Source organism: Methylosinus sp. R-45379 (assembly GCF_001644125.1).
Classification (GTDB): Bacteria; Pseudomonadota; Alphaproteobacteria; order Rhizobiales; family Beijerinckiaceae; genus Methylosinus.
Genome location: NZ_LUUM01000309.1, coordinates 15,760 through 38,187, shown reverse-complemented (window position 1 = coordinate 38,187; position 22,428 = coordinate 15,760). Strand labels below are relative to the sequence as shown.

Genomic DNA, 22,428 nt, shown 5'->3' with positions numbered 1-22,428 from the left:
GGCGCTACATGCCGCGACTTCGTTGGGGATGCCGCAAATGACGGATCGTATTCGCGAATTTTTGGAGGCCCGTCGTCGCGCCGGACGCGATGTCGGCCCCTGCCTCGTCGTCGACCTCGAGGTCGTGCGCGACAATTACACGAGCTTCGCCAAGGCGCTGCCGGACACGCGCGTGTTCTACGCCGTGAAGGCCAATCCGGCGCCGGAGGTGCTCTCGCTGCTCGCCACGCTCGGCTCCTGCTTCGACACGGCCTCCGTTGTCGAGATCGAGCAGGCCATGGCCGCCGGCGCGACGCCGGATCGCATCAGCTTCGGCAACACGATCAAGAAGGAGCGTGACATCGCCCGCGCCTATGCGCTGGGCGTGCGCCTCTTCGCGGTCGATTGCGAGGCGGAGGTCGAGAAGATCGCCCGCTCCGCGCCGGGCTCCAAGGTCTTCTGCCGCATTCTCTGCGACGGCAGCGGCGCCGAATGGCCGCTGTCGCGCAAATTCGGCTGCACGCCGGATATGGCGCCGCGCGTCCTCGAGCACGCTCATCGCCTCGGCCTTGTCGCCTATGGCGTGTCCTTCCATGTCGGCTCGCAGCAGGGCAATCCGAACATGTGGGACGGCGCGCTGAAGTCGGCCTCGTCGATCTTCCGCGATCTCGCCGAGCGCGGCATTCAGCTGCAGATGGTCAATCTCGGCGGCGGATTTCCGACCCGTTACCTCAAGAATGTGCCGGCGGTGAAGGCCTATGGCCAGGCGATCTTCCGGGCGTTGTCGAAGCATTTCGGCAATCGCATTCCCGAGACGATCATCGAGCCGGGCCGCGGCATGGTCGGCAACGCCGGCGTGATCGAGGCCGAGGTCGTGCTGGTGTCGAAGAAGTCCCGTGAGGACGAGGTCCGCTGGGTCTATCTCGACATCGGCAAGTTCAACGGTCTCGCCGAGACGACCGACGAGATGATCCGCTATCCGATCCGCACCGAGGCGGACGGCTCCGCGACCGCGCCTTGCGTCATCGCCGGGCCGAGCTGCGATTCGGTGGACGTGCTGTATGAGAAGGAGCCCTACCTCCTGCCCATCAGCCTGGAGATCGGCTCGAAAGTGCTGATCGAGGGAACCGGCGCCTATACGACGACCTATTCGTCGGTCGGCTTCAACGGCTTCCCGCCGCTCGAATCCTTCGTCATCTGACGCCTGCGGGCCGCGAGCCTTCTGGCTCGCAGCCGCCCCGCCAAAATTACCTGTCCCGTTCGGCGGGCGCGCAGCGATGCGCGCCAGGCGCGAGGGTCGTCCGTCCTCGAAGGGAGGAACCGATGGCCTTTGAACTTTCTCATCATGAGATCCGGTCGCTCGGCTTTTCGCGCGATGGCGTGATCGCGGAAGCGAGCCTCGTGGCGCGCCGTCCCGTCTGCGCGATCGCGGAAGAAGCCCAGGAAGACGTCGTGGCGCGCGAAACTCTGCTCGACGCGGCCTTCGGCCCGGCTCGCTTTCTCAAGACTTGCGAGCGCTTGCGCGAGGGCCGCATGCCGGCGCGCGGGCTCGCGCTGGTCTGCAAGGACGAGGACCGGCTCGTCGCCACAATGCGCATGTGGGCAATTTTCGCTGGTCCGGGGCGCCCGGCGCTGCTGCTCGGCCCGCTCGCGGTGGCGCGGGACTATCGTTCGCTGGGGCTCGGCGCCGCCATGATAAAGGCGGGCCTCGCGCGCGCGGCGACCCGCAATCATCGCGCGGTTCTGCTCGTCGGCGACGCGCCCTATTATGCGCGCTTCGGCTTCGAGACGCGTTTCACCGAAGGACTGACAATGCCCGGCCCCGTCGAGCGCGAGCGTTTCCTCGGCCTCGAGCTGACGAATGGCGCGCTGACCGGCGCCGCCGGCCGAGTGTCCGGAGCCGGCCTGCCCGCCCGGGCGGCTGCCCCGGCGGTGATCGGCGAGCTGGCGCGCGCGGCGTGACGTCGCGCGGCGAAGGGCGAAGGTAAGCGCGGGCGGCCTTTGCCCGGGGAGCCGAACCGGCGCCGGACATTCGATAAAAGCAAAACGCCCGAAGTCTCGCGACTTCGGGCGTTTTGAATTTGGTCAGGCTTCGGCGGGGTGAGGCGAGCCCGCCTCCCCGGCGCTAAGCCGCGATCAGTGCGCCAGCGACTTCACATCCGCGATGCCGGCGGAGACGAAATCGGTTCCGGCGACGCCCTTGCGCAGCACGGCCTCGGCGACCTTCACCGCGGCGTCGGCGGCGCTGGCGCGCACCTCGGCGGCGGCCTGAGCCTCGGCCTGGGCGATCTTGTCCTCGACCTGCTTGGTGCGGCGGGTGATATAGTCCTCGAGGCGCTGGCGCGCTTCGGTCGCCAGCAGATCGGCCTCGCTCTTGGCCTGAGCGACGATCGCCTTCGCCTCTTCCTCGGCCTCCTCGCGCTTCTTCTCGAAGGAGGCGAGCAGGCTCTCGGCCTCGCTGCGCAGGCGCTCGGCCTCGGCGAGCTCGCTCTTGATCCGGATCACGCGCGAATCGAGCGCGGCTCCGAGCTTCTTATGCGCGCCCACATAGAGGAGCAGGAAGACGAAAATGCCGAAGCCGATGGCGACGAAAACTTCCGCGTCGAAATGCATGGCTCGACCTCTCAGCTCGCCTTGATGTTACGGTATTCGCCTTGCAGCGTCTCGGCGGCGAAGCGGGCGCCCGTCAGCTTCTCGAGGATCGCGCCGGCGGCTTCGGTGGCGATCGTCTCGACATTGGACAGCGCCTCGGATTTGGCGGCGAGAATCTGCGTCTCGGCGGCGGCGACCTTCTCGGCGAAGGCGGCCTCCTCGCTGGCGCGACGCGTGGCGGTCTCGGTGGCCGCCTGCTGCTGGGCGGCGCGGCCGATATCCTGCGCCTGCGCCTTGGTGACGCGCAAGGTCTCGTCATGCGCGGCGGCGGCTTCCTGCGCCTTCTCCTGCAGCTCGCGCGAGGCGATGAGATCGCTCTCGATGCGGCTCTCGCGGTCGTGCAGAATGGAGCCGATGCGCGGCAATGCGATGCGCGACATGAGAAGATAGAGAAGTCCGAAGGTCAGCGCCAGCCAGACGAGCTGCGGAACGAAATTCTCCGTCTGGAAGGGCGGAAACTCGCCTCCACCGTGATGCTCGACGCTCGCCTGCGTCGTGCTCGGCTCATGAGCTCCATGCGGCGCCGCCTCTTCGGCGGCGAGAACGATATTCGCCATGACGGCTTCCAGCCTCTTGTCTGCGTGGGAGACGACAAAGGCTCGGGACGCGTCCCGAGCCTTCGTTCATACGGCCTCAGGCCTTGAGATAGAGCAGGATCGCGATCAGAAACGCGAAGATGCCGAGACCTTCGGCCAGCGCCGCGCCGATGATGGCGTTGGTGAACTGAGCCGCAGCGGCCGACGGATTGCGCAGAGCGCCATTGAGATAGTTGCCGAAGATGATCGCGACGCCGATCGCGGCGGCGCCCGTTCCGATGGCGGCGAGACCAGCGCCGATCGGGCCGTAGACGGAAACATCAGCCATTGTTAACTCCTGCTCTTTTTTAGGCGGGCGACCATTTATTGTTCAAATATTTATCAGTGGCCCGGGTGGATCGCGTCATTGAGATAGACGCAAGTGAGGACGGTGAAGACGAACGCCTGAAGGCAGTTGACCAGCAGCTCCAGGGCGTAGAGCACGACGACGCCGAGCACAGGAACCGGCGCGAGCGCCGCCCAGGAGCCGGCGCCGAGAAGCATCACCGCGAGACCGCCGAACACGGCGAGCGTGATATGGCCCGCGAGAATGTTGGCGAAGAGACGAACGGAGAGCGACACGGGCCGCGACAGGAAGGAGATGATCTCGATCGGGATCAGAATGACCAGCACCGGCCCCGGAACGCCATGCGGCACGAACAGCCGCAGAAAGCCGAAGCCGTGGCGATAGAGCCCGTAGAGGATCACCAGAAGGAGAACGAAGGCCGCGAAGGCGAAGGTGAGGACGATCTGGCTCGACAGCGAATAGGTGTAGGGGACGAGGCCGATCAGATTCGACATCAGAATGAAGGTGAACAGCGTGAAGACGAAGGGGAAGAAGCGCATCCCTTCCTTGCCCGCCGTGGAGCGCACCGTATTGGCCACGAATTCGTAGAGAACCTCGGCGAGCGCCTGTCCACGACCCGGCACCAGCGCGCGCTTGGACGTCGCGAATATGGTGAGGATGATGGCCGCGGAAGCGGCGAGAAGCATGTAGAGCGAGGCGTTGGTGAAGGAGACGTCGACGCCATTGATGAAGTAAGGCGCAATACGCTGGAGCTCGAACTGCTCGGTAGGATTCATCGCTCGATCCGGACGGCGCCCGGCCCTTCATCTCCGCGGCGCCGAGGGAGTCGGGCCGCCTGTTTCATTCGCCGCCTCGCGCGTCTTTCGGCGCAACGAAGCGAAACACATTGTAGAAGCCCGCAGCGACGCCGAGCCCCAGAAACAGGATCAGCAGCCACGGCCCGGTGCCGAACCAGCGATCCACCTGCCATCCGATCAGCGTGCCGACGAGAATCGCGGCGACGAATTCGGACAGCACGGTGAAACCCGCGCTCAGCGCCTTTCCGAACGACCCGCCGACCGGCAATCCGCCGCCAGTCTCGGCGCGTCGCTCCTCCTCCTTGCTGCCGAGCTCGGCCTGGAGCCTCTCCAGCCTCGCGCGCAGCTCGCGGTCGCTCACATTCTTGTCCGTGGTCATCGGCTCTCCTCCTCGCGCAAAAGCTTCAGAGCACGCGCGAGCAGCATAGATGATCGCCGAAGAAACGCCCGGACAGGGGCGACGGAAGGGATTTCGACGCGACGCGATATCGGCCGGGCGGCCAAGTCGTTCGAGCCGCGCGCAACATATGGGCAGCGCCATTTCGTGTCAAGCCGCAGCCGCCGCCGCGAATCGCCCGGAAAACCTGGGTTTTTCCGCGATTGTCCATTTCTTGCGCAGACTCCTTTTCGCGGTTGCGAGATGGTCCGCAGCCGCAATGCGAGAAAGCCGCCCCGTCGCCGCGCCCCGCGGCCCCGTGAGGAACGGCTCGCTTTCCCTCGTCGAGGGAGCATGCTGGAGACGGAAGCCGCCCGAAGGATCCGACGGGCCGGCAGGCGACCGCGCTCTTCCGTAGCGAGGCGCGGAGAGGTAAGGTCCGCATAAATGCATTGATTTCATCGCGCTATCAAAAATTTTCAGTGGCGTCGGAGGCGCCGTTCTGGCGTCATCTTCACGAACGATCCTCCCTTTTGCGCGACGATGCGGATGGCGGACATATGACCGAGCTGCGGAACTTCGATCTCAATCTCCTCGTCGCCTTCAATTTTCTGATGGAGGAGCGCAATGTGTCGCGCGCGGCGCAGAAGATGTTCATCACCCAATCGGCGATGAGCCATGTGCTGCAGCGATTGCGGCAGCAGCTCGACGATCCGGTGCTGGTGAAGACGCCGCAGGGCATGAAGCCGACCCAGCGCGCGCTCGCCCTGGTGGAGCCGGTCGCTTCCATCTTGAACGAGGTCGAGCAGGTGATCCGCGGCTCGAAGGAGTTTTCGCCGGCGACGACGCAGCGGCGCTTCACGATCGCGACGAATGATTATGTCGAGTTCTGCCTGCTGCCGCCGCTGATGAAATCGGTGAGCCGGCAGGCGCCCAATGTGGAGATCCATCTGGTGCAGACCTCCGGCTCGCTGCGCGAGGCGGCGGACGCCGGCGATGTCGATCTCGTCATCGGCTTCGACGTGATCCTGGATTCGACGCCCTACGTCCGGCGCGAGCGGCTCTACACGGATCGCATCGTCGCTCTAGTGCGCCGCGACCATCCTGATTTTCCGACCGATGAGCCGACGCTCGAGCAATTCGTCGCGGCGCGACATATGCTGATGTCGCGGCGCGAGGCGGGCACGGGAATCATCGACGACTGGCTGGAGCGCCGCGGCCTCGCGCGCAAGGTCTCGCTCGTCGTGCCGAATTTTCTATCTGCGCCCTGGATCGTGGCGAGCAGCGATCTCGTCTTCTCATTGCCGCTGCGCATCGCCGAGCATTTCGTGCGTCTCGCGCCGCTGCGAATATTGGAGATACCGATCGAGTTCCCGACCTATGATCTCTTGATGGTTTGGCACTCGCTGCAAGATCGCGAGCCGGCGCACGCATGGCTGCGGCGCGAAATCGTCGATATTTGCCGCGGCGTCGTGGAGCCGCCGGTCGAGGAGACGCCGCGGCCGGCGCGCGCAAAGGGCCGAGAGCCTGCGTGAAGAATGCGCTCGCCACTCATCATAGGGTTTCCATCTGATTCTTCGCTCGAAAAAGCGACGACCGCACAGCTGTCATTGCGAGCGAAGAGAAGCAATCCAGAGCCGTGGGGCGGTTCTGGATTGCTTCGTCGCTCCGCTCCTCGCAATGACGACCATGCGGGAATGCGTGGCATTCACGCGGAAACCGTAGCACGCCTTCGCAAAAGCCCTCTTCCGCGCAGCGGGGGAGGGCCGGGGAGAGGGCCTCAGCGCGAGAATTTCTTATATTTCAGCCGATGCGGAATGACGCTGTCGATTCCGAGGCGACGCTTCTTGTCCTCCTCGTAATCGGCGAAATTGCCCTCGAACCACTCCACATGCGAATCGCCCTCGAAGGCGAGCATGTGCGTGGCGATGCGGTCGAGGAAGAAGCGGTCATGCGAGATGATGACCGCGCAGCCGGCGTAATCCACCAGCGCTTCTTCCAGCGCGCGCAGCGTGTCGACATCGAGGTCGTTGGTCGGCTCGTCGAGCAGCAGAACATTGGCGCCCTGCTTCAAAATCTTGGCTAGATGCACGCGGTTGCGCTCGCCACCCGACAGCATGCCGACCTTCTTCTGCTGGTCGGTTCCCTTGAAGTTGAAGGCGCCGCAATAGGCGCGTGAGTTGATCTCGCGCTTGCCGAGATAGATGATGTCATTGCCGCCGGAAATCTCTTCCCACACGGTCTTCTTGTCCTCGAGCGCGTCGCGCGATTGGTCGACATAGCCGAGCTGCACGCTGTCGCCGACCGTGATGGAGCCCTTGTCCGGCTTCTCCTGGCCCGTGATCATGCGGAACAAGGTCGTCTTGCCGGCGCCGTTGGGGCCGATCACGCCGACGATGCCGCCCGGCGGCAGCTTGAAGGAGAGATCGTCGATCAAGAGATGATCGCCGAAGCCCTTCGACAAATGATCGAAGGCGATGACATTGTCGCCGAGGCGCTCGGCCACCGGAATGACGATCTGCGCCGTCGTCGGCGCCTTCTCGTTCTGCTTGGCGACGAGATCCTCATAACGCTGGATACGCGCCTTGGATTTGGCCTGGCGGGCCTTGGGCGAGGCGGCGATCCACTCGCTCTCCGCCTCGAGGGCGCGCTGGCGGGCCTTGTCCTCGCTGTTCTCCTGCGCGAGGCGCTTCTGCTTCTGCTTCAGCCAGCTGGTGTAATTGCCTTCGTAGGGAATGCCGCGGCCGCGATCGAGCTCGAGAATCCAGCCGGTGACATTGTCGAGGAAGTAGCGGTCATGGGTGACGATGAGGATCGCGCCCGGATAATTGCGCAAATGTCCCTCGAGCCAGTTCACCGTCTCGGCGTCGAGATGGTTGGTCGGCTCGTCGAGCAGCAGCATTTCCGGCTGCTCGAGCAGCAGGCGGCACAGCGCCACGCGGCGCCGCTCGCCGCCGGAAAGCTTGGTGACGTCGGCGTCGTCGGCCGCGCAGCCGAGCGCCTCCATGGCCTGATCCACCTGGCTGTCGAGATCCCAGAGGCCCTTGGCCTCGATCTCGTCCTGCAGGCGGGTCATCTCGTCGGCGGTCTCGTCGGAATAATTCACCGCGAGATCATTGTAGCGATCGAGAATGGCCTTCTTGTCGGCGACGCCGAGCATCACATTGCCGCGCACGTCGAGCTCTGGATCGAGCTGCGGCTCCTGCGGCAGATAGCCGACGCGCGCGCCCTCGGCGACGAAGCCCTCGCCAGTATACTCCTTGTCCATGCCGCCCATGATGCGCAGCAATGTCGATTTACCGGCGCCGTTGACGCCGAGAACGCCGATCTTCGCGTCCGGGTAGAAGGACAAATGGACATTGTCGAGGACCTTCTTGCCGCCCGGATAGGTCTTGGTGAGACCCTGCATATGATAGATGAACTGCCGCGCCATGGGTGATCGGTCCCGCTAGAGAAAAATGCTCGGCGCGATGTTTAGCGCCTTTTGGGCGGAAGTGAAAACCGGCTTTTTGCGTGAGGGGCGGCGTGGTCGCGGAAGGCCCGTACGTCGCCGGAAGTTGACAGCGGCGGGGCTTTTCCGCCAGAGGTTGCCCGTCTCCAACGAGAGCGGGCTCATGCGCGTCTTCGTGACCGGCACGGCCGGATTCATCGGCTTCCATCTCGCACAGCGCCTGCTCGAGCTCGGCCACAGGGTCGACGGCTTCGACGGGCTCACGCCTTATTACGATGTGACGCTGAAAGAGGCGCGCCACGCCCGGCTCTCAGGCTTCGAAGCGTTTCGCCCCCATATCGCCATGCTCGAGGATATGGAGGCGCTGACCCGCGCCGTCACGGCGGCGGAGCCGGAGGTCATCGTCCATCTCGCGGCGCAGGCGGGCGTTCGCTACAGCCTCGAGAACCCGCGCGCCTATGTGGACGCCAATCTCGTCGGCGGCTTCAATGTTCTCGAGCTGGCGCGGCTGCAGGGCGTTCGCCATCTGCTGATGGCCTCCACCAGCTCCGTCTATGGCGGCAATCAGGACGTGCCCTTTTTGGAGAGCGAGCGCGCCGATTTTCCGCTGACGCTCTATGCGGCGACGAAAAAGGCCAATGAGGCGATGGCGCATTCCTATGCGCATCTGTGGTCCATTCCGACGACCATGTTCCGCTTCTTCACCGTCTACGGCCCTTGGGGCCGGCCGGATATGGCGCTGTTCAAATTCGTCGACGCCATCGAGAAGGGCCGGCCGATCGACATCTACAATCACGGCAAGATGCAGCGCGATTTCACCTATGTCGGCGATCTCGTCGAGGCGATCCTGCGCCTCGTCGACCGCGCGCCGCAGATCGGCGCGGACGCATCCGTCTCGCCGGTCGCCCCGTTCCGCATCGTCAACATCGGGCGCGGCGAGCCCGTGGGCCTGCTCGATTTCATCGAGGCGATCGAGCGCAAATTGGGCAAGACGGCGGTCCGCAACTATCTCGAGATGCAGAAGGGCGACGCCCCCCGCACCTTCGCCGATTGCTCGCTGCTCGAGCGGCTGACCGGCTTTCGCCCGCAGACCTCGGTGGAGGAGGGCGTCTCGGCCTTCGTCGACTGGTATCGCGCCTATTATGACGCCGCCTGACGCCGGAGCCGTGAGCAATCCTTAACCATCTGTCTGAGACAAGACCGTAACCGCCGCGCGGGGGCGATTCGCGCCCTTTCGGCGCGGCCTTGGGCCTCGTTTCGGAGAGCGTTTCATGGCCTTGGCTTGCACTTCAGGTCTCGATACCGGCTTCGTCGAGCTCGGCTATGCGAAAGTGGCGGCGCTCGGCGTCGTGCAGGGCATCACCGAGCTTCTCCCCATTTCCTCCACGGCGCATATGCGGATCGTGCCGGCGCTGCTCGGCTGGAAGGACCCGGGCTCGGCCTTCTCGGCCGCCATGCAGCTCGCCGCTTTGGCCGCCGTGGTCAGCTATTTCTGGAAGGATATTCGCGGGATCGCCTTCGGCTCCGTCCATGCGGCGCTGCGGCGCGATTTCAGCGATTGGAACTTCCGCTTCCTCATATGGATCGTCCTCGCCACCATCCCCATCGGCCTCGCCGGCATCGCGCTGTCCGGCGTGCTGAACGCCTGCGGCTCGCCGCTGCGCTCGCTGCCGGTCATCGGCATCTCCTGCATCGTCATGGCGGCGCTGCTCGCCATCGCCGAGCTCTATTGCAACCACTCCCGCACGCTGGACCATGTGAGCCTGAAGGATGCCCTGGTCGTCGGCTTCGCCCAGGTGGGCGCGCTGGTGCCGGGCGTCTCGCGCTCCGGCTCCACCTTGACCGCGGCCCTGTTCCTGGACCTCAAGCGCGAGCAGGCGGCGCAATTCTCCTTCCTGCTCGGCCTGCCGGCCATCACCCTCGCCGGCCTCAAGGAGCTCTATGAGCTGCACAAGGCGCATCTCGACGGCCATGGCTGGTCGGTGCTGGCGGTCGGCCTCGTCGTCGCCTCCGTTTCGGCCTTCGCGGCCATATGGGGACTGATGCGTTTTCTGGAGCGTTTCTCCACCTGGCCCTTCGTCGTCTACCGGGCCTTCATCGGCGTGGTTCTGCTCGTGGGCGCCGCCACCGGCCTATTGTCTTGAGCCGCAAGGGAGGCGGCGCCGATTCGGTCATTTCGGCGCCGCGATCTTTTATTTTTGTTCGCTTTGTCGGCGCCCGGCTCTTGCCCAAACAGGCCCTCGGGACCTAACATCGGAGCCATGGTCGAGACCACCACCCTCATTCGCCATGCTGGACCCGGCGACGCCGAGGCGATCACGCATGTGCACGACGCCTCCTGGCGGGACGCCTATCGCGGCGTCATTCCGGGCGGGGAGCTCGAGCGCATGATCGCCCGCCGCGGGCCGCAATGGTGGGCGCGGGCGATCGTGCGGGGCAGCGGCATTCTGGTGCTGGAGTTCGACCAGGACGTCGTCGGCTACGTCACCTACGGCCGCAATCGCGTGCCCTCCATGCCTTACTCGGGCGAGATCTTCGAGATCTATTTGCTGCCCGAATATCAGGGCCTCGGCTTCGGCCGACGCCTGTTCAACGCCGCGCGGCAGGAGCTCGCCGCGCATGGCTATCTCTCCACCATCGTCTGGGCCTTGGCCGATAATGACAAGGCTCTCGCCTTTTATCGCCGGCTCGGCGGCCTCACCGTCCGCCGCGCGGAAGAGCGCTTCGGCGAAGACATGTTGGCGCGCGTCGCCTTCGGATTCGTCTCCGCGCCCGTCCGCTGACTTTTCCCACTGTCAGGAGCTGCTAGATGCGTCTCGACGCCATTGAAATCGGCGCGAATCCTCCATTCGAAGTCAATGTCGTGATCGAAGTGCCGCTCGGCGGCGAGCCGATCAAATATGAGCTCGACAAAGCCTCGGGAACGCTCGTCGTCGACCGTTTCCTCTATACGTCGATGCGCTATCCCGGCAATTACGGCTTCATCCCGCACACTCTGTCGGAAGATGGCGACCCCTGCGACGTGCTGGTCGCCAATACGCGGCCGATCGCGCCCGGCGCGCTGATCGCCGTGCGCCCGATCGGCGTGCTCTACATGCGCGACGAGGCCGGCGGCGACGAGAAGATCATCGCCGTGCCCGCGCCCAAGCTGACCAAGCGCTACGACAAGGTGCAGAACTACACCGACCTGCCGGAGATCACGACTCGGCAGATCGAGCATTTCTTCGCCCATTACAAGGACCTCGAGCCCGGCAAATGGGTCGAGGCGGCCGGCTGGGGCGACGCGGAAGCGGCCCACAAGATCATCAATGAAGCGATCGCGCGGGCGAAAAAGGGCGAATAGAGAGTAGCGAATAGCGAGTAGCAAAAACTATTCGCTACTCGCTATTTCGCTATTCGCTCACCCCTTCGGCGCCGGCGGCGTGCGCGAGATTATCCCCTTGCGCATGGCGTCCGGCCGATCCTTCTTCGGCACCAGGCCGGTTTCCGACGCCGTATAGCGGCGCGCCGCTTCGATGAGATCGTCAACATCGGCGACATTGTCGAAATCGCCCAGCACATAGGTCCACTTGCCGCGGGCGGCCATGGCCACGGTGCAGGGGCGCGAGCACACGCCGAGACACTCCACCGGCTCCGCCGCGACGATCGCGCGATCCTCCGCGGTGAGGCGCGCGCCGAGCGCCTCGAGCAGCGCATGGCCCGGACGCACCTCCGGATCATCCTTGGCTCGGCAGACAGTGCACACATAAACAGTCGTTTCCGGCTGGCTCACCTGACCTCCTTCGCCACTCACTTCGGCGGCTCATATTTGCACTGCGCCCCGCCGCCGGCCTTTTGCGCCACCTCATCCGGATCGACCGTGCAGTCGAGAGCGGACGCCGCAGCATAAATCGTTCCGGCTGCGCCGTCGGGCGGCACGCCCACTTCCAGCAGCGTCGCGTATATCTCATGCGCGAGGCGGCCGGAGAGCTGGACCTTCTTCTGGCCGAACGTCAGCTCGCATGCATGCTGCGTAATGTCCACATTGCTCGCGCGGCAGCTGATCGAATCGACGACCACCTCTATCGTCTTGCCCTTGGGAAAAGCGACCTTCGCATGTCCGTCGGCGAGCTTGCCGAGCGCCGCCTTCTCGGCGGGCTTCACCGCCGGCGAATGCTTGCCGGCGAGGGCGGCGAGCGACAAGGCGCCGGCGCCGTCCGTCGTGGAGGCGGCGAGGGCGGCGCCATCGGCCGCGAGAATGAAAAGAGCGGTCGCGAAAATCCGTTTCATGCGCAATTCCTTCCGAGCTTCGCGCCTTGCGCGCGAGGGGCGGAGAATTGCGGCATGCGGGGCCGAAATCATGGCGCGAAGGCGGCGAAGCTCAGGCGAGCGCGCCACGGCTCTCGATCAGATCGCGCCGCTCGGAGGGCAGAGTGGGCTCGCGCTCGCCGCCGCAACATTCGATCGACAGACGCGCGACATTCTCAATGGTGACGTCGCGCGTCTCCGTGCGCACGCCGATCTCGCGCAGCTTGGCGAAAGCGCGCGACAATGTCTCCTGCTTGACGCCGAGCCGCGCGGCGATGAGCCGCTTGTCATAAGGCAAGCGCAGGCTGCAGCTTTCGACATTCGGCGGACACAGCGTTAGCAGGAAGCGTGCGAGCCGCTGCTCGGCGGTCTGGCCTTTGAGCGATTCGATCTCGCCGATCAGCCCGCCCAATTTGCGCGCGGTCTCCTCGATCACCGCCGATGCGAGCGAAGGGGATTCACGCAGCATGAAACGAAATCGCGGCGCGGAGAGCTTTATGAGCTGCGCCGGTCCAACTGCTTCCGCGCCGACGCGATAGCTCTCGCCGTCCGGGCTCAGTGCCTCGAAGAGAGTCTCGCCGATATTGCAGATATTGATGAGAGTCTCGTCGCCGCAGGAGGCGGTGCGCATCAGCTTCACGAATCCGTCGAGCACGATCGCCACATGAAGCGCGTGATCGCCTTGACGAAAAATCGTCTGACCATCTTCGAATTGTTCTAATTTCGCATCGCGGGTGAGCCGCTGCATCGACTGCGCATCGACAGTCGCAAACATCGGCACGCCTCTAAGAGACGGCGGCTCCAGCATTAGCGCGCTCCCGCGGTCGCCGACTTTTCCGCGCAAATCGGCGCGTTCATCGGTCATTGTACGCAATCTATCGCGAAGCTTCCCCCTGGGAAAGCGCTCGCTCTTGGACAGGAAGTCGCATGAAGCGCGCGCTCCGCCTCCGCGAGCGCTCGTAAAAAGCCGCGATCCGCCTTTGATTTCTGGACTTTTCGTGATTTGCGCGGCGCTGCATGAAAAAGAGAGAGCGTGGAGTCTCGGCATTATTGCGCAGACGCCGAGCCCCGCGAGATTCAATCGCCTAAGTATTTTTTGCAGCGATGAGCGATATTTTTTTCGGCGGATCGCGCTCGAGCAGGAAGATCGCCTGCGCGCCGAAGAGATTCCACACCCACCAAGGCGCGTTCACGCGGATGGGCGCGCCGGCGTGATCCAGCGCCGCGCCGCGTTCGATATGCGCCCCCAGCGCTTCGACGAGATCGACGAAATCCCTGATCGTGCAGAGATGTATGTTGGGCGTGTCGTACCAGGCGTGCGCCAGCGTCGTGGTCTGCGGCATGCGGCCTTTGGCCAGCAGCGACAGCCGCACTTTCCAATGTCCGAAATTGGGGAAGGACACGATCGCGCGCCGACCGATTCGCAGCATGTCGACCAGCACCTGACGCGGATGATGCGTCGCCTGCAGCGTCTGCGACAGAATCACATAATCGAATCCGTCGGTCGGATAGTCGCGCAGATCGGTGTCGGCGTCGCCTTGAATCACCGACAAGCCTTTGGCCACGCAATCATTGACGCCGCGCTGCGACAATTCCACGCCGCGTCCGTCCACCTGCTTGGTCTCGGCCAGCAATTTCAGCAGCGCGCCATCGCCGCAGCCGACGTCGAGCACGCGGCTGCCCGGCGCGACCATCGCCGCGACGGCGGCGAGATCGAGACGAACGGGGCGTTCCTGCGCGCTCTGAGGAAAGATGGGAGCGTTCATCGGCTAAGCCTCCTCGGCGCGCGGCAGGCCGCGCGCCGCAGCGGCCGCCTCCAGAAATCCGCGCGTCGTCGCGATGAAATCCGGCTCATAGACGAGAAATGCGTCATGGCCTTTGTCGCTGTCGATCTCGACGAAGGAGACCGAGGCGCCGCCGGCGTTGAGCGCATGCACGATGGCGCGCGAAGCGGAGGTCGGATAGAGCCAGTCGGTGTTGAAGGAGACGACGCAAAAGCGCGTCGTCGTGCCCTTGAACGCCTGCGCCAGCGAGCCGCCGTAATCGGCCGCGAGATCGAAATAATCGCAGGCGCGCGTGACATAGAGATAGGAGTTGGCGTCGAAGCGATCGACGAAGGCCATGCCCTGGTGACGCAGATAATTCTCGATCTGAAAATCCGCGTCGAAGGAGAAGGTCGGCGCCGCGCGATCCTGCAGCTTGCGGCCGAACTTGCGTTGCAGAGCCGGCTCCGAGAGATAGGTGATATGCGCGGCCATGCGCGCGACGGCGAGGCCCTTCTCCGGCCGCACGCCCTGCTCCAGATAACGCCCGCCGCGCCAATCGGGATCGGCCATCACCGCCTGCCGGCCGACCTCGTGAAACGCGATATTCTGCGACGAATGCTTGGGCGCGGTGGCGATCGGCATGGCGGAGAACACGCGCTCGGGATAGCTCGCCGCCCATTGCAGAACCTGCATGCCGCCCATGGAGCCGCCGGCGACGCAGAAGAGCTGGTCTATCCCGAGATGATCGATCAGCATCGCCTGTGCGCGCACCATGTCGCGAATGGTGACGACCGGAAAATCGAGGCCATAGGCGTGGCCCGTCGTGGGATTGATCGAGGACGGACCCGATGTGCCGAGGCAGCCGCCGACGACATTGGAGCTGACGATGAAATAGCGCTCCGTGTCGAAGGGCTTGCCGGGGCCGACCATCACATCCCACCAGCCGGGCTTGCCGGTCAGCGGATGCACATTGGCGGCGTGCTGGTCGCCGGTCAGCGCATGGCACAGCAGAATGGCGTTGGAACGCTGGGCGTTCAGCTCGCCATAGGTCTGATAAGCGATCGTCAAAGGCGCGACGCAGCCGCCCCCATCGGTGAGGAGCGGTCGGTCCAGCGGGAACTCGACGATGCGCCCATTGAGCGGGTCCGAAGAGGACAACGTCTCTATGGCTGGAAGCGCATTGGCCAAATTCTTCTCTCCTGTTCGATATGCCGAACAATTTGTTCGGCAACATCGGCGGCCGAGAGGAGAGTGTCAAGGCCTTGGGCGTCTCCGGCAATCGTCTTAGGCCCGCCTCTGCAGCCTCTCACCGCGCCGCGGGCTTGGGCGGGCCGGCGAAGGCCTGGGGCGGCAGGCCGGGGTCGAAATGAACCGCCGCCGCCCGTGTCTCCACCGGCTTTGTTTCCATCGGCTTGGCCGGCTCGCTGTAGCGGCGAACCTCGGTCGTCGTCTCCTCATGGCGATGGAGAGGCCGCGCCTTGGCCTTATGGACCGGCGGCCGCTTCGCCGGACCAGCGATGCTCGCCACCGTCGCCGGCGCCGCGGGACGCTCGCCAGCGGCGGGCGGAGGCGTGGGCGTATCGACGCCGCTGCGGGCGGCGTCGACGACGCGCTCCACATTGGCGGCCTCGGTGGCGCGCAGTCGCGCGAACCATTCGGCGAATTGCTGCTCGGTGACGCCCTTGCGGCAGAGGCGCATGCGGATCGAGGCGGGAATCTCGTCGCCCCGGACGATGGTCGTAGCGGCGGCGTCCGGGCGGGCCACGGCGCGCAAATCATCGACCCATTGCCAGGCGAAGGCGCAGCGCGTCCCTTCCGGTCCCGGCCCCACGGCGAGGCCGAAGGGTCCGAGCTCATTATGCAGCGGCTTGGCGACGATACGCATGCGCGTCGTCGGAAAGCGCAGCGCCAGCTCCTGGCGCACGCCGACCTCGGTCGGCCTGCCCATGGGGATCTCGCCCTCATGGCCGCTCCCGGCGGCGGCCGCGCGAATGTCGATGGTCAGCTCGTTCCAGCCCTTGCCCATGAGGGCGCGGTCGAGCGCGACGCTCTGACGCCAGCCATTGGCGTAGCGGCGCTCCTCGAGGCCGCCGCGCACGCGCGCCTCGGCCGGCAGCGCCAGAATGGAGGCCGCGCCGCTGCGCGCCTCGACGCCCTGCGCCGGCGGCGGTCCGGCGGTGGCGCCGGTCGGCGTCGTATCGACGGCGAGAATGCCGCGCGTCGGGGAGCAGGCGGAAAGGCCGAGCGCGAGCAGCAGCAGCGGGGGCGAATGTCTCGAGAAATGGCTCATGACGAAATCTCCGAAAAACGAATTCAGCGGGTCTGGCTCTGCTTGGACGAGGGCAATGAAAGCACCGCGGCGAGATCGGGCGGCGGCGGCGCGGCGCCATAGCGATTGCGCGGCGCCATGGCGGTGGCGACATGCTCGGCGGCGCTGGCCGTGAGCTGTGTGGCGGCGTCGGCCTTCTGCTGGCCGATCCAGGCCGGATCGGCCTCCTGATTGGCCCATTGCGTGCCGGTCGGCGCGACCTGCTCGGAGGCCGGCGGCCAGCTCGCGAGATCGACGGCGTTCCAGCCGGGCGAGAGGATGAAGCCGTAGCGCTCCGAGGGCATGGGTCCGACGCCGGGCACGCGCCGCGCCACCAGCGGCGCCTTGCCGCCGAGCGGCTCCGTCCGCAGCCCGACCGGAACGGCGGCGGCTACGACCGGCGCCGGCTGGGCGGAGGCGGAGCGCGCGGCGACCAGCGGCAGCGGCGCGAAGCGCAGCGGATTTTCCGCCGTCACCGCTAGCGGGAATCTGCCGCGCACGGCTTTCAGCACGCGCTCGCGCTGCTGCTCCTGCGCCGCCACCTTGGCGGCGTCCGGCGTGGTCGCCTCCTTCTTCTCGGCCTCGACGCGCAGGCGGTCGCGCTCGGCGGCGAGCGCCGGCCCGGCCGGCCCTGGCACCACATAGCCGGCCATTTTCACCGCCGGCCCATGCGCCTTGGCGGCGACGCGCGAGTCGCAGGGGAAGGGCGGATGATAATAATCATCCGGGAACAGCAGCTCGACCAGCTTGGGGAACAGCCCGTCATAGCGGTTGATGAGCTCCAGCGCCTCCTTGTCCTTGCGCAGGCGCTTCAGCGTCAGCACATAGCCATAGAGCGTCGCCTCCTTCGGAAACCAGGCGACCGCGCGCTCGAACCAGAAGCGCGCCACATCGAACTGGCAGGAATTATAGGCGTACCAGCCGAGACCCTGCGCGCCCTCGCCGGAGGCCGATTCGATCGTCACCGCCGCATAGCGGGCGAGGCGCGCCGGCTCCAGATATGGCGGAGTCTCCTGCGTGAGATCGCGCTCCAGCAAATCGAGAAAGAGAATGCCATTGTTCACCAGCGGAACGCGCCAGGCGTAGGAGACCTCCTCCGCCTCGCGGCGCAGATCGAGCGCGCGCAGCGTATGGGCGAGCCCATGCGCGATCATGGCGTCGCCGCCATTCTCGATCGCCGCCTTGAAGGATTCGAGCGCGTTACGAAAATCGCGGCGCTTGTATCGCAGCCAGGCGACGAGGCCGAGCTGCTGCGGCTCGCGCGTGAATTTGGCGAAATTCTCGAAGCGCTGCAGCTCGTCGGCGGAAATCTCGTCCTTGCGCTCGTCGCGCAGCACGGCGACGATGCGGGCGCGGGTGATGTCGATGGCCACAGCGGCGAATTCGTCTTCCGGCCCTTTCGAGCTCTTGCGCGCCTCGACCAGCAGCGTCTCGACATCGGCCATATGCAGCGTGGCCATCGCCTTCTGCATGGTGGCGAGACGAATATGCTTGTCCTCATTGGAGACGAAGATCGCCTTATAGACCTCGACCGCCTCATTGATCTGCCCGGTGCGCGCAAAAGCTTCCGCGATCGTCCATTGCGCCTCCGCATCGGCGTTGGCGATGAAGAAGCGGCCGTCGCGCGCGAAGGAGGCAATGTCGAGCCAGCGCCCCTCGCGCCAGAATGCGAAGATCTGATTGCGCTGCTCCTTCTGCTTGAGCTTTTGAATGAGATCGTCGGATGGACGCCAGCCGGGCATGTCCTTGCGGCGCGCGGCGATGTTCTCGCGCAATTCGTCGAGCCTGTCGCTCGAGAACAGCTCCCACAATCCCGCCTCGTCGACATCTCCGCGACGCGGTCCGTAGAGATCGGCCGGCGGCTCGAAATTGGGATAGAGCCGCCGCAACCGCGAGAATTCGGCGCGAACGCGCGCGCGCTGATCCAGCGAGGCGTAATAGCGCAGCGCGAGATCGTCGGGCTTTTCGGAGGTCGCGGCGGCGGGCGCCGGCGCGACGAGAATGGATTGGGGGGCGGCGCCTTGGGCGTGCGCGCGCGGAGCCGCCGCAAAAGAAACGGCGCAGGCCGCGAGGAGAAGGACTCTCAATTGGCGAGACACGACGAATACCTCATTTGCGCGGCGAGCAGCGCCAGCAGATGCAGAGTGGCGGGGTAATAATCTTCGTTGACTTTGGGCGCGGCGAAATCGGCGGGCAGCTTGGCGCCGTCGACGACGCAGGCGACGAGCGCGGCGATCGACGCTATGCCATTGCCGCCGAACTGGCCGACCTCCTTGCCGGAAGCGACATCGACGATCGGCGGCGCCTCCTTGGCGCGCTGCGCCCAGGCGAGGAAGGGCGCGTAATGCGCGCGCTCGCCGACGCCGGCCCAGGCGAGATAGAGCGGAATGCGCACGGCGTTATAGGCGAACTCCGGCGCGAAGCCTTCGGCCGGCCGCGCACGCCAGCCCTCGAGCGCGATCCAATCGGCGGGCAGAGTCTGCGGCGTCGGCCGCGACGCTTCCAGCAAATCGAGACCCGTCTGGGTGAGCCCGGCCCAATCGACTTCCGGCGCGACGCTGTCGAGCCGCGCAAGGGCCGGGAAGACGTAATAGGAGAGATTGATCACCGGCCCGTCGGAACGATCCGAGGCGTTGAAGCCGGCGACCGCCGGCAGCAGCAGCGCGCCCATCCTGGTCTTGAACAGCACCACCTTGCGCGACAGCTCGACGGCGATGCGCCGCGACGCCATGCGCAGCGGCAGATCGTCCCAATATTCCGCCGCCTCCGCCAGCGCCCAGGCGATGAGGAGATCGCCGTCCGAGGCGTTGTTCATGTCGCCGACGGCGGGACGACGCTGCGGATCGAAGCGCCAGGCGACCAGCTCATCATTGCGCACCATGAGATTGGCGCGCGTCCAGCCCCACAGGCGATCGAATGTGGCGCGGTCATTGGCGGCCACCGCGAGCAGCATGGCGTAGCCCTGCCCCTCGCTGTGGCTCACCTGGTCATTGGCCGTGTCGATGACGCGGCCCTGCTCGGCGATGAAGCGCTTCTTATAGGCGGTCCAAGCCTCCGGCGCGCGCAACGCGCCGCCGAGCTTGATCTTATGCGCGTCGAGCGACAGCGGCGCGCCGATGACCGCGGCGATTTCCGCTATCGGCTCGGCGCGCGGCGCGGCCGGCGCGAGCGCGATGGCGAGGCCGAGGGCCGCGAGAACGGGCGCGGCGAGAGACGCAATTCTCATCTCGAGCTCCTTCCGATATTGCGCGTCAGCCACAGGGTGGAAGCGGCGAAGAGCGCGGCGATGAGAATGGAGAGGCCGACATAGACGCCGGGATGCAGCGACATCCAGCCGGCGGCGATGAGCCTCAGATTGCCGAAGGAGAGCGGCCGCGTGACGATGAAGCGCGCGCTCTCGGCCGGCGTCGCCACCATTTTCGCGTCCTTCATGTCCAGCATGGCGAGCTGGCCCTGCACGCGGCGCGACACGCGCGGATCGACGAGACAGGCGGAGGCCTCCGCCAAAGTCGCCGCATTGGGCGCGGTGACGACGGTCCAGACATCCTTGGCCGTGTCGCCGAGGATGGATTGGCTCATCGCCAGCGAGGCCTGCTGCGTGGCGACATGATCGGCCGCCTCCGCCTCGAAGCCCGCGCGCAGCCATTGCGCCGCATCGGCGACGCGCGCCGCGCTCCACACGCCGGCGACGCGCAGACGCTCGACGACGCCATAGCCCCAGCGGCCCTCCCGGCGCAGATCGTCGCGCCAGGCCTCCAGCAGATCCTGCTCGCCCTCGCCGCGCTCCATGCTTTTGCGCACCGAGCCGACGGGCGCGAAATCGACGCGCTCCGGCTCGCCGCCCGGGGTCGGCGCAGCGGTCGCGCCGCCCGCCTGCGCGGTGATCGTCTTGTCGAGCATGTTGCGCGGCGCATAGCAGGCCATGGGAAAATTGCGCTGCAGGACGAAACGATTGCGCGCGGCGATCTCGAGCGGCGAGAGCCGCTTCTCCGACGCCTTGCGATGATCGGCGGTCAGATGCGGCCCCCAGGCCTCGCGCAGAGTGTCGGCCGGCATGTCGAGACGTTGCAGCAGAGCAGCGTCGAAGGAGTCGAGCGGCGCCACGGCGAGCGTCGGCCCCTGCCCTTCGCCGGGCGGCGCATCGACGATCTCGAAATCGATCGGCCGTCCGGCGGCGACGGCGAAATGCGCGACGATCGTCGCCGCCGCGCCCACCGCATCCGTGTCGAGCGAAGGCATGTAGAGCTTGGGCCGCCCCTTGGCGCCGGCATAAGGAAAGCCGCCGGTCGCCGTCACCGCGAGATCGGGCATTCGCGCGATGCGCGCGATCGGCGGCAGCTCGATCTCCGTCTCGTCGAGGAAGAGAAAGCGCTTGGCCGCGCGCATCGCCGCCAGCGGATCGCAATCGGCGTCCTGGCGCGTCGGCACATGCGCCTCGATCTCGATGCGATTGAGGCCGGGCTTGAGAAAGCCGAGCGGCAGCGGCAGCGGATTGTCGCGGAAGACATCGCCCGCGGCCTTCAAGAGATTGAGGCTCACCGCCGTGCGCTCGTCCACCTTGACGACGATCTGCGCATTGGAGTCGAGCCCGGCCGCATAGCCGCCGGCGAGTCGCAGCAGCGCATTGCCGTAATCAGCCGCATAGAAATCCGGCGGCATGACGATGTTGAAGGCGGCGCGATAGAGATGGCCGGTGAACTCCTCGCTGGCGACGCCGAGATCGCGCAGCTTCACCTTGCGTCCGCCGTCGAGCCGATAGCCGGGAAAAGCGGCCGATGCGCGCAAGCCTTGCGGCGAGCCCTTGGGCGCGGGCGAGACAGAGAGCCGGCGGATCGCCTCATCCACTTGCGCGGAAGTCGCGCCGGTCACGACGATGCTGACGCGGCGGCCGGGCGCGGGCGGCAGCACGAAGGCGCGCGGCTCGTCTATGGGGCCGACGCGCGAGAGATCGACGCGGCCGACCAGCTCCGACGCGGGACCGACGAAGAGATTGACGCCGTAACGTCCGCTCGCCGCAGGGCCTGCGTCGACCACCGGCTGCTCGAAACGCCCGGCGAGCGAGATCGCTTGCGCCGCGCGCAGCATGCGCTCGATCTCGAAAGATTTGGCGTTGACGCCGAGCACGGCGCGGATCGGCAGCGCGCCTTGCTCATCCGGCGGCAGCGCGCCGAGATCGGAAATGCTGGTGACGCCGGCGTCGTCCTCCGGCAGCACCAGGCCGGTCTCGGTCGGATCGATCTGCGTCCACAATTCGTACGTGGCCTCGAGCGAGCAATCGACGCGATGACGCTGGCTCGTCGCGATGCGCACGGAGTTGAAGCCCGGCCGCATCACGCCCGGCGGAATGTCGAAGACGATGGTCTCCACCTCCTGCACCGCGCGAATCTGCGTGTCGCCGATCGTCTGATCATTGATGGTCAGAGTCAGCGCGGAGGCCTCCGGCATCACCGACACGGCGGCGAGATAGCCGATGCGAAATTGCAGACGGCGCGCGGCCTGCGCCTCGGTGACATAGATCGGCCATTCCGAAGAACCGATCTCGCCGGCGAGACGATAGCCCTGAATATTATTGGTGAGATGCCGCAGCATGGCGCCGGCGAAGGCGGGCCGCGACGCGACGGGCGCGACGGCCGCAGGCTGCGGCGCTGGTGACGTCAACGGCGCCGCCCGCGTCGATGCGATGGGCGGCTCCACCGCGGCGATGCGAGACGGCTCGCGCGCGGCGAAACGCGCGGGGATGATCGGCTGGAGGCCGGAAATCGCCGGCCTCGGCCTGTCGATTTTCAGATGAAACAGCTGCTCTTGCGGCGCTGTCGTGAAGATCGCCTGGGCGCCCACCGCGATCGGCGTCAGCGCCGTCGTGGTCGCGAGCAGAAGGGCGAGGACTCGGAACTGCATCTTGGCACTCATTTTTGCGAGAATGTTTTTGA

At 65.9% G+C, this 22,428-nt stretch carries 22 protein-coding genes; 7 read left to right on the top strand and 15 right to left on the bottom strand.

Annotated features, from left to right (window positions below):
* The first annotated feature begins 37 nt into the window (after window positions 1-37).
* Together A1351_RS22355 and A1351_RS22350 are read left to right on the top strand one after the other, a co-directional pair.
* A complete protein-coding gene (locus A1351_RS22355; RefSeq protein WP_026599917.1) occupies window positions 38-1,180 on the top strand; it encodes a type III PLP-dependent enzyme in 1,143 nt (380 codons plus the stop codon).
* Window positions 1,181-1,302: 122 nt separating this feature from the next.
* A complete protein-coding gene (locus tag A1351_RS22350; protein WP_083967464.1) occupies window positions 1,303-1,941 on the top strand; it encodes a GNAT family N-acetyltransferase in 639 nt (212 codons plus the stop codon).
* Between the two features lie 174 nt (window positions 1,942-2,115).
* Here the strand turns inward: A1351_RS22350 and A1351_RS22345 are convergent, their stop codons facing one another.
* The 5 genes from A1351_RS22345 to A1351_RS22325 form a co-directional block, all read right to left on the bottom strand.
* Window positions 2,116-2,592: an ATP F0F1 synthase subunit B gene (locus tag A1351_RS22345; RefSeq protein ID WP_026599915.1), complete on the bottom strand. Its 477-nt coding sequence runs from the start codon at window positions 2,590-2,592 to the stop codon at window positions 2,116-2,118.
* An 11-nt stretch (window positions 2,593-2,603) separates the two neighbouring features.
* Window positions 2,604-3,188, bottom strand: coding sequence for an ATPase (locus A1351_RS22340; protein ID WP_064033972.1), 585 nt, complete (start codon window positions 3,186-3,188; stop codon window positions 2,604-2,606).
* A gap of 76 nt (window positions 3,189-3,264) precedes the next feature.
* The gene (locus A1351_RS22335) at window positions 3,265-3,495 is read right to left on the bottom strand and encodes a F0F1 ATP synthase subunit C (protein WP_018267102.1); all 231 of its coding nucleotides are present in this window, start codon (window positions 3,493-3,495) and stop codon (window positions 3,265-3,267) included.
* A 53-nt stretch (window positions 3,496-3,548) separates the two neighbouring features.
* Window positions 3,549-4,289 (bottom strand): F0F1 ATP synthase subunit A, encoded by a 741-nt coding sequence (locus tag A1351_RS22330; RefSeq protein WP_024878335.1) that lies wholly within the window; start codon window positions 4,287-4,289, stop codon window positions 3,549-3,551.
* 64 nt (window positions 4,290-4,353) lie between these two features.
* A complete protein-coding gene (locus A1351_RS22325) occupies window positions 4,354-4,689 on the bottom strand; it encodes an AtpZ/AtpI family protein (RefSeq protein WP_064033971.1) in 336 nt (111 codons plus the stop codon).
* A gap of 557 nt (window positions 4,690-5,246) precedes the next feature.
* Here A1351_RS22325 and A1351_RS22315 point away from each other — a divergent pair.
* Complete coding sequence (locus tag A1351_RS22315) at window positions 5,247-6,221, top strand: LysR family transcriptional regulator (protein ID WP_024878332.1); 975 nt, start codon at window positions 5,247-5,249, stop codon at window positions 6,219-6,221.
* A gap of 245 nt (window positions 6,222-6,466) precedes the next feature.
* Here A1351_RS22315 and ettA read toward each other — a convergent pair whose 3' ends face one another.
* Window positions 6,467-8,119 carry an energy-dependent translational throttle protein EttA gene (gene ettA, locus A1351_RS22310; protein ID WP_024878331.1) on the bottom strand — a complete coding sequence of 551 codons (1,653 nt, stop codon included), beginning with the start codon at window positions 8,117-8,119 and terminating at the stop codon, window positions 6,467-6,469.
* A 181-nt stretch (window positions 8,120-8,300) separates the two neighbouring features.
* On the opposite strand from ettA, the gene A1351_RS22305 reads away from it, so the two are divergent.
* The 4 genes from A1351_RS22305 to ppa all read left to right on the top strand — a co-directional run bounded on the left by A1351_RS22305 (window position 8,301) and on the right by ppa (window position 11,480).
* Window positions 8,301-9,293, top strand: a complete 993-nt coding sequence (locus A1351_RS22305; RefSeq protein ID WP_024878330.1) for an NAD-dependent epimerase/dehydratase family protein — start codon at window positions 8,301-8,303, stop codon at window positions 9,291-9,293.
* A 115-nt stretch (window positions 9,294-9,408) separates the two neighbouring features.
* Window positions 9,409-10,281, top strand: coding sequence for an undecaprenyl-diphosphate phosphatase (locus tag A1351_RS22300; protein ID WP_024878329.1), 873 nt, complete (start codon window positions 9,409-9,411; stop codon window positions 10,279-10,281).
* Between the two features lie 117 nt (window positions 10,282-10,398).
* The gene (locus tag A1351_RS22295; RefSeq protein WP_024878328.1) at window positions 10,399-10,920 is read left to right on the top strand and encodes a GNAT family N-acetyltransferase; all 522 of its coding nucleotides are present in this window, start codon (window positions 10,399-10,401) and stop codon (window positions 10,918-10,920) included.
* Between the two features lie 26 nt (window positions 10,921-10,946).
* Window positions 10,947-11,480 carry an inorganic diphosphatase gene (gene ppa / locus A1351_RS22290; protein WP_024878327.1) on the top strand — a complete coding sequence of 178 codons (534 nt, stop codon included), beginning with the start codon at window positions 10,947-10,949 and terminating at the stop codon, window positions 11,478-11,480.
* A gap of 57 nt (window positions 11,481-11,537) precedes the next feature.
* On the opposite strand, the gene A1351_RS22285 is transcribed toward ppa, so the two are convergent.
* The 9 genes from A1351_RS22285 to A1351_RS22245 form a co-directional block, all read right to left on the bottom strand.
* Window positions 11,538-11,909, bottom strand: a complete 372-nt coding sequence (locus A1351_RS22285; RefSeq protein WP_026599911.1) for a DUF1636 domain-containing protein — start codon at window positions 11,907-11,909, stop codon at window positions 11,538-11,540.
* A 17-nt stretch (window positions 11,910-11,926) separates the two neighbouring features.
* Window positions 11,927-12,406 carry a hypothetical protein gene (locus tag A1351_RS22280; RefSeq protein WP_026599910.1) on the bottom strand — a complete coding sequence of 160 codons (480 nt, stop codon included), beginning with the start codon at window positions 12,404-12,406 and terminating at the stop codon, window positions 11,927-11,929.
* 91 nt (window positions 12,407-12,497) lie between these two features.
* Window positions 12,498-13,199 carry a Crp/Fnr family transcriptional regulator gene (locus tag A1351_RS22275; protein ID WP_036309164.1) on the bottom strand — a complete coding sequence of 234 codons (702 nt, stop codon included), beginning with the start codon at window positions 13,197-13,199 and terminating at the stop codon, window positions 12,498-12,500.
* 310 nt (window positions 13,200-13,509) lie between these two features.
* The gene (gene metW, locus A1351_RS22270) at window positions 13,510-14,190 is read right to left on the bottom strand and encodes a methionine biosynthesis protein MetW (RefSeq protein WP_024878323.1); all 681 of its coding nucleotides are present in this window, start codon (window positions 14,188-14,190) and stop codon (window positions 13,510-13,512) included.
* Window positions 14,191-14,193: 3 nt separating this feature from the next.
* The gene (locus A1351_RS22265) at window positions 14,194-15,357 is read right to left on the bottom strand and encodes a homoserine O-acetyltransferase (protein WP_245267427.1); all 1,164 of its coding nucleotides are present in this window, start codon (window positions 15,355-15,357) and stop codon (window positions 14,194-14,196) included.
* Window positions 15,358-15,496: 139 nt separating this feature from the next.
* Complete coding sequence (gene bcsN / locus A1351_RS22260; RefSeq protein WP_026599908.1) at window positions 15,497-16,480, bottom strand: cellulose biosynthesis protein BcsN; 984 nt, start codon at window positions 16,478-16,480, stop codon at window positions 15,497-15,499.
* A 23-nt stretch (window positions 16,481-16,503) separates the two neighbouring features.
* Window positions 16,504-18,597, bottom strand: coding sequence for a hypothetical protein (locus tag A1351_RS22255; RefSeq protein ID WP_157096469.1), 2,094 nt, complete (start codon window positions 18,595-18,597; stop codon window positions 16,504-16,506).
* The gene (locus A1351_RS22250; protein ID WP_064034029.1) at window positions 18,582-19,724 is read right to left on the bottom strand and encodes a glycosyl hydrolase family 8; all 1,143 of its coding nucleotides are present in this window, start codon (window positions 19,722-19,724) and stop codon (window positions 18,582-18,584) included. The genes A1351_RS22255 and A1351_RS22250 overlap by 16 nt, the downstream gene beginning before the upstream one ends.
* Window positions 19,721-22,396 carry a cellulose biosynthesis cyclic di-GMP-binding regulatory protein BcsB gene (locus tag A1351_RS22245; RefSeq protein WP_064033968.1) on the bottom strand — a complete coding sequence of 892 codons (2,676 nt, stop codon included), beginning with the start codon at window positions 22,394-22,396 and terminating at the stop codon, window positions 19,721-19,723. The genes A1351_RS22250 and A1351_RS22245 overlap by 4 nt, the downstream gene beginning before the upstream one ends.
* Window positions 22,397-22,428: the final 32 nt, after the last annotated feature.

What these genes read in the sequence shown, in the direction of transcription:
- A1351_RS22355 (WP_026599917.1), top strand. Translation starts at nt 38, where the DNA reads ATGACGGATCGTATTCGCGAATTTTTGGAGGCCCGTCGTCGCGCCGGA.
- A1351_RS22350 (WP_083967464.1), top strand. Translation starts at nt 1,303, where the DNA reads ATGGCCTTTGAACTTTCTCATCATGAGATCCGGTCGCTCGGCTTTTCG.
- A1351_RS22345 (WP_026599915.1), bottom strand. Translation starts at nt 2,592, where the DNA reads ATGCATTTCGACGCGGAAGTTTTCGTCGCCATCGGCTTCGGCATTTTC.
- A1351_RS22340 (WP_064033972.1), bottom strand. Translation starts at nt 3,188, where the DNA reads ATGGCGAATATCGTTCTCGCCGCCGAAGAGGCGGCGCCGCATGGAGCT.
- A1351_RS22335 (WP_018267102.1), bottom strand. Translation starts at nt 3,495, where the DNA reads ATGGCTGATGTTTCCGTCTACGGCCCGATCGGCGCTGGTCTCGCCGCC.
- A1351_RS22330 (WP_024878335.1), bottom strand. Translation starts at nt 4,289, where the DNA reads ATGAATCCTACCGAGCAGTTCGAGCTCCAGCGTATTGCGCCTTACTTC.
- A1351_RS22325 (WP_064033971.1), bottom strand. Translation starts at nt 4,689, where the DNA reads ATGACCACGGACAAGAATGTGAGCGACCGCGAGCTGCGCGCGAGGCTG.
- A1351_RS22315 (WP_024878332.1), top strand. Translation starts at nt 5,247, where the DNA reads ATGACCGAGCTGCGGAACTTCGATCTCAATCTCCTCGTCGCCTTCAAT.
- ettA (WP_024878331.1), bottom strand. Translation starts at nt 8,119, where the DNA reads ATGGCGCGGCAGTTCATCTATCATATGCAGGGTCTCACCAAGACCTAT.
- A1351_RS22305 (WP_024878330.1), top strand. Translation starts at nt 8,301, where the DNA reads ATGCGCGTCTTCGTGACCGGCACGGCCGGATTCATCGGCTTCCATCTC.
- A1351_RS22300 (WP_024878329.1), top strand. Translation starts at nt 9,409, where the DNA reads ATGGCCTTGGCTTGCACTTCAGGTCTCGATACCGGCTTCGTCGAGCTC.
- A1351_RS22295 (WP_024878328.1), top strand. Translation starts at nt 10,399, where the DNA reads ATGGTCGAGACCACCACCCTCATTCGCCATGCTGGACCCGGCGACGCC.
- ppa (WP_024878327.1), top strand. Translation starts at nt 10,947, where the DNA reads ATGCGTCTCGACGCCATTGAAATCGGCGCGAATCCTCCATTCGAAGTC.
- A1351_RS22280 (WP_026599910.1), bottom strand. Translation starts at nt 12,406, where the DNA reads ATGAAACGGATTTTCGCGACCGCTCTTTTCATTCTCGCGGCCGATGGC.
- A1351_RS22275 (WP_036309164.1), bottom strand. Translation starts at nt 13,199, where the DNA reads ATGTTTGCGACTGTCGATGCGCAGTCGATGCAGCGGCTCACCCGCGAT.
- metW (WP_024878323.1), bottom strand. Translation starts at nt 14,190, where the DNA reads ATGAACGCTCCCATCTTTCCTCAGAGCGCGCAGGAACGCCCCGTTCGT.
- bcsN (WP_026599908.1), bottom strand. Translation starts at nt 16,480, where the DNA reads ATGAGCCATTTCTCGAGACATTCGCCCCCGCTGCTGCTGCTCGCGCTC.
- A1351_RS22250 (WP_064034029.1), bottom strand. Translation starts at nt 19,724, where the DNA reads ATGAGAATTGCGTCTCTCGCCGCGCCCGTTCTCGCGGCCCTCGGCCTC.
- A1351_RS22245 (WP_064033968.1), bottom strand. Translation starts at nt 22,396, where the DNA reads ATGCAGTTCCGAGTCCTCGCCCTTCTGCTCGCGACCACGACGGCGCTG.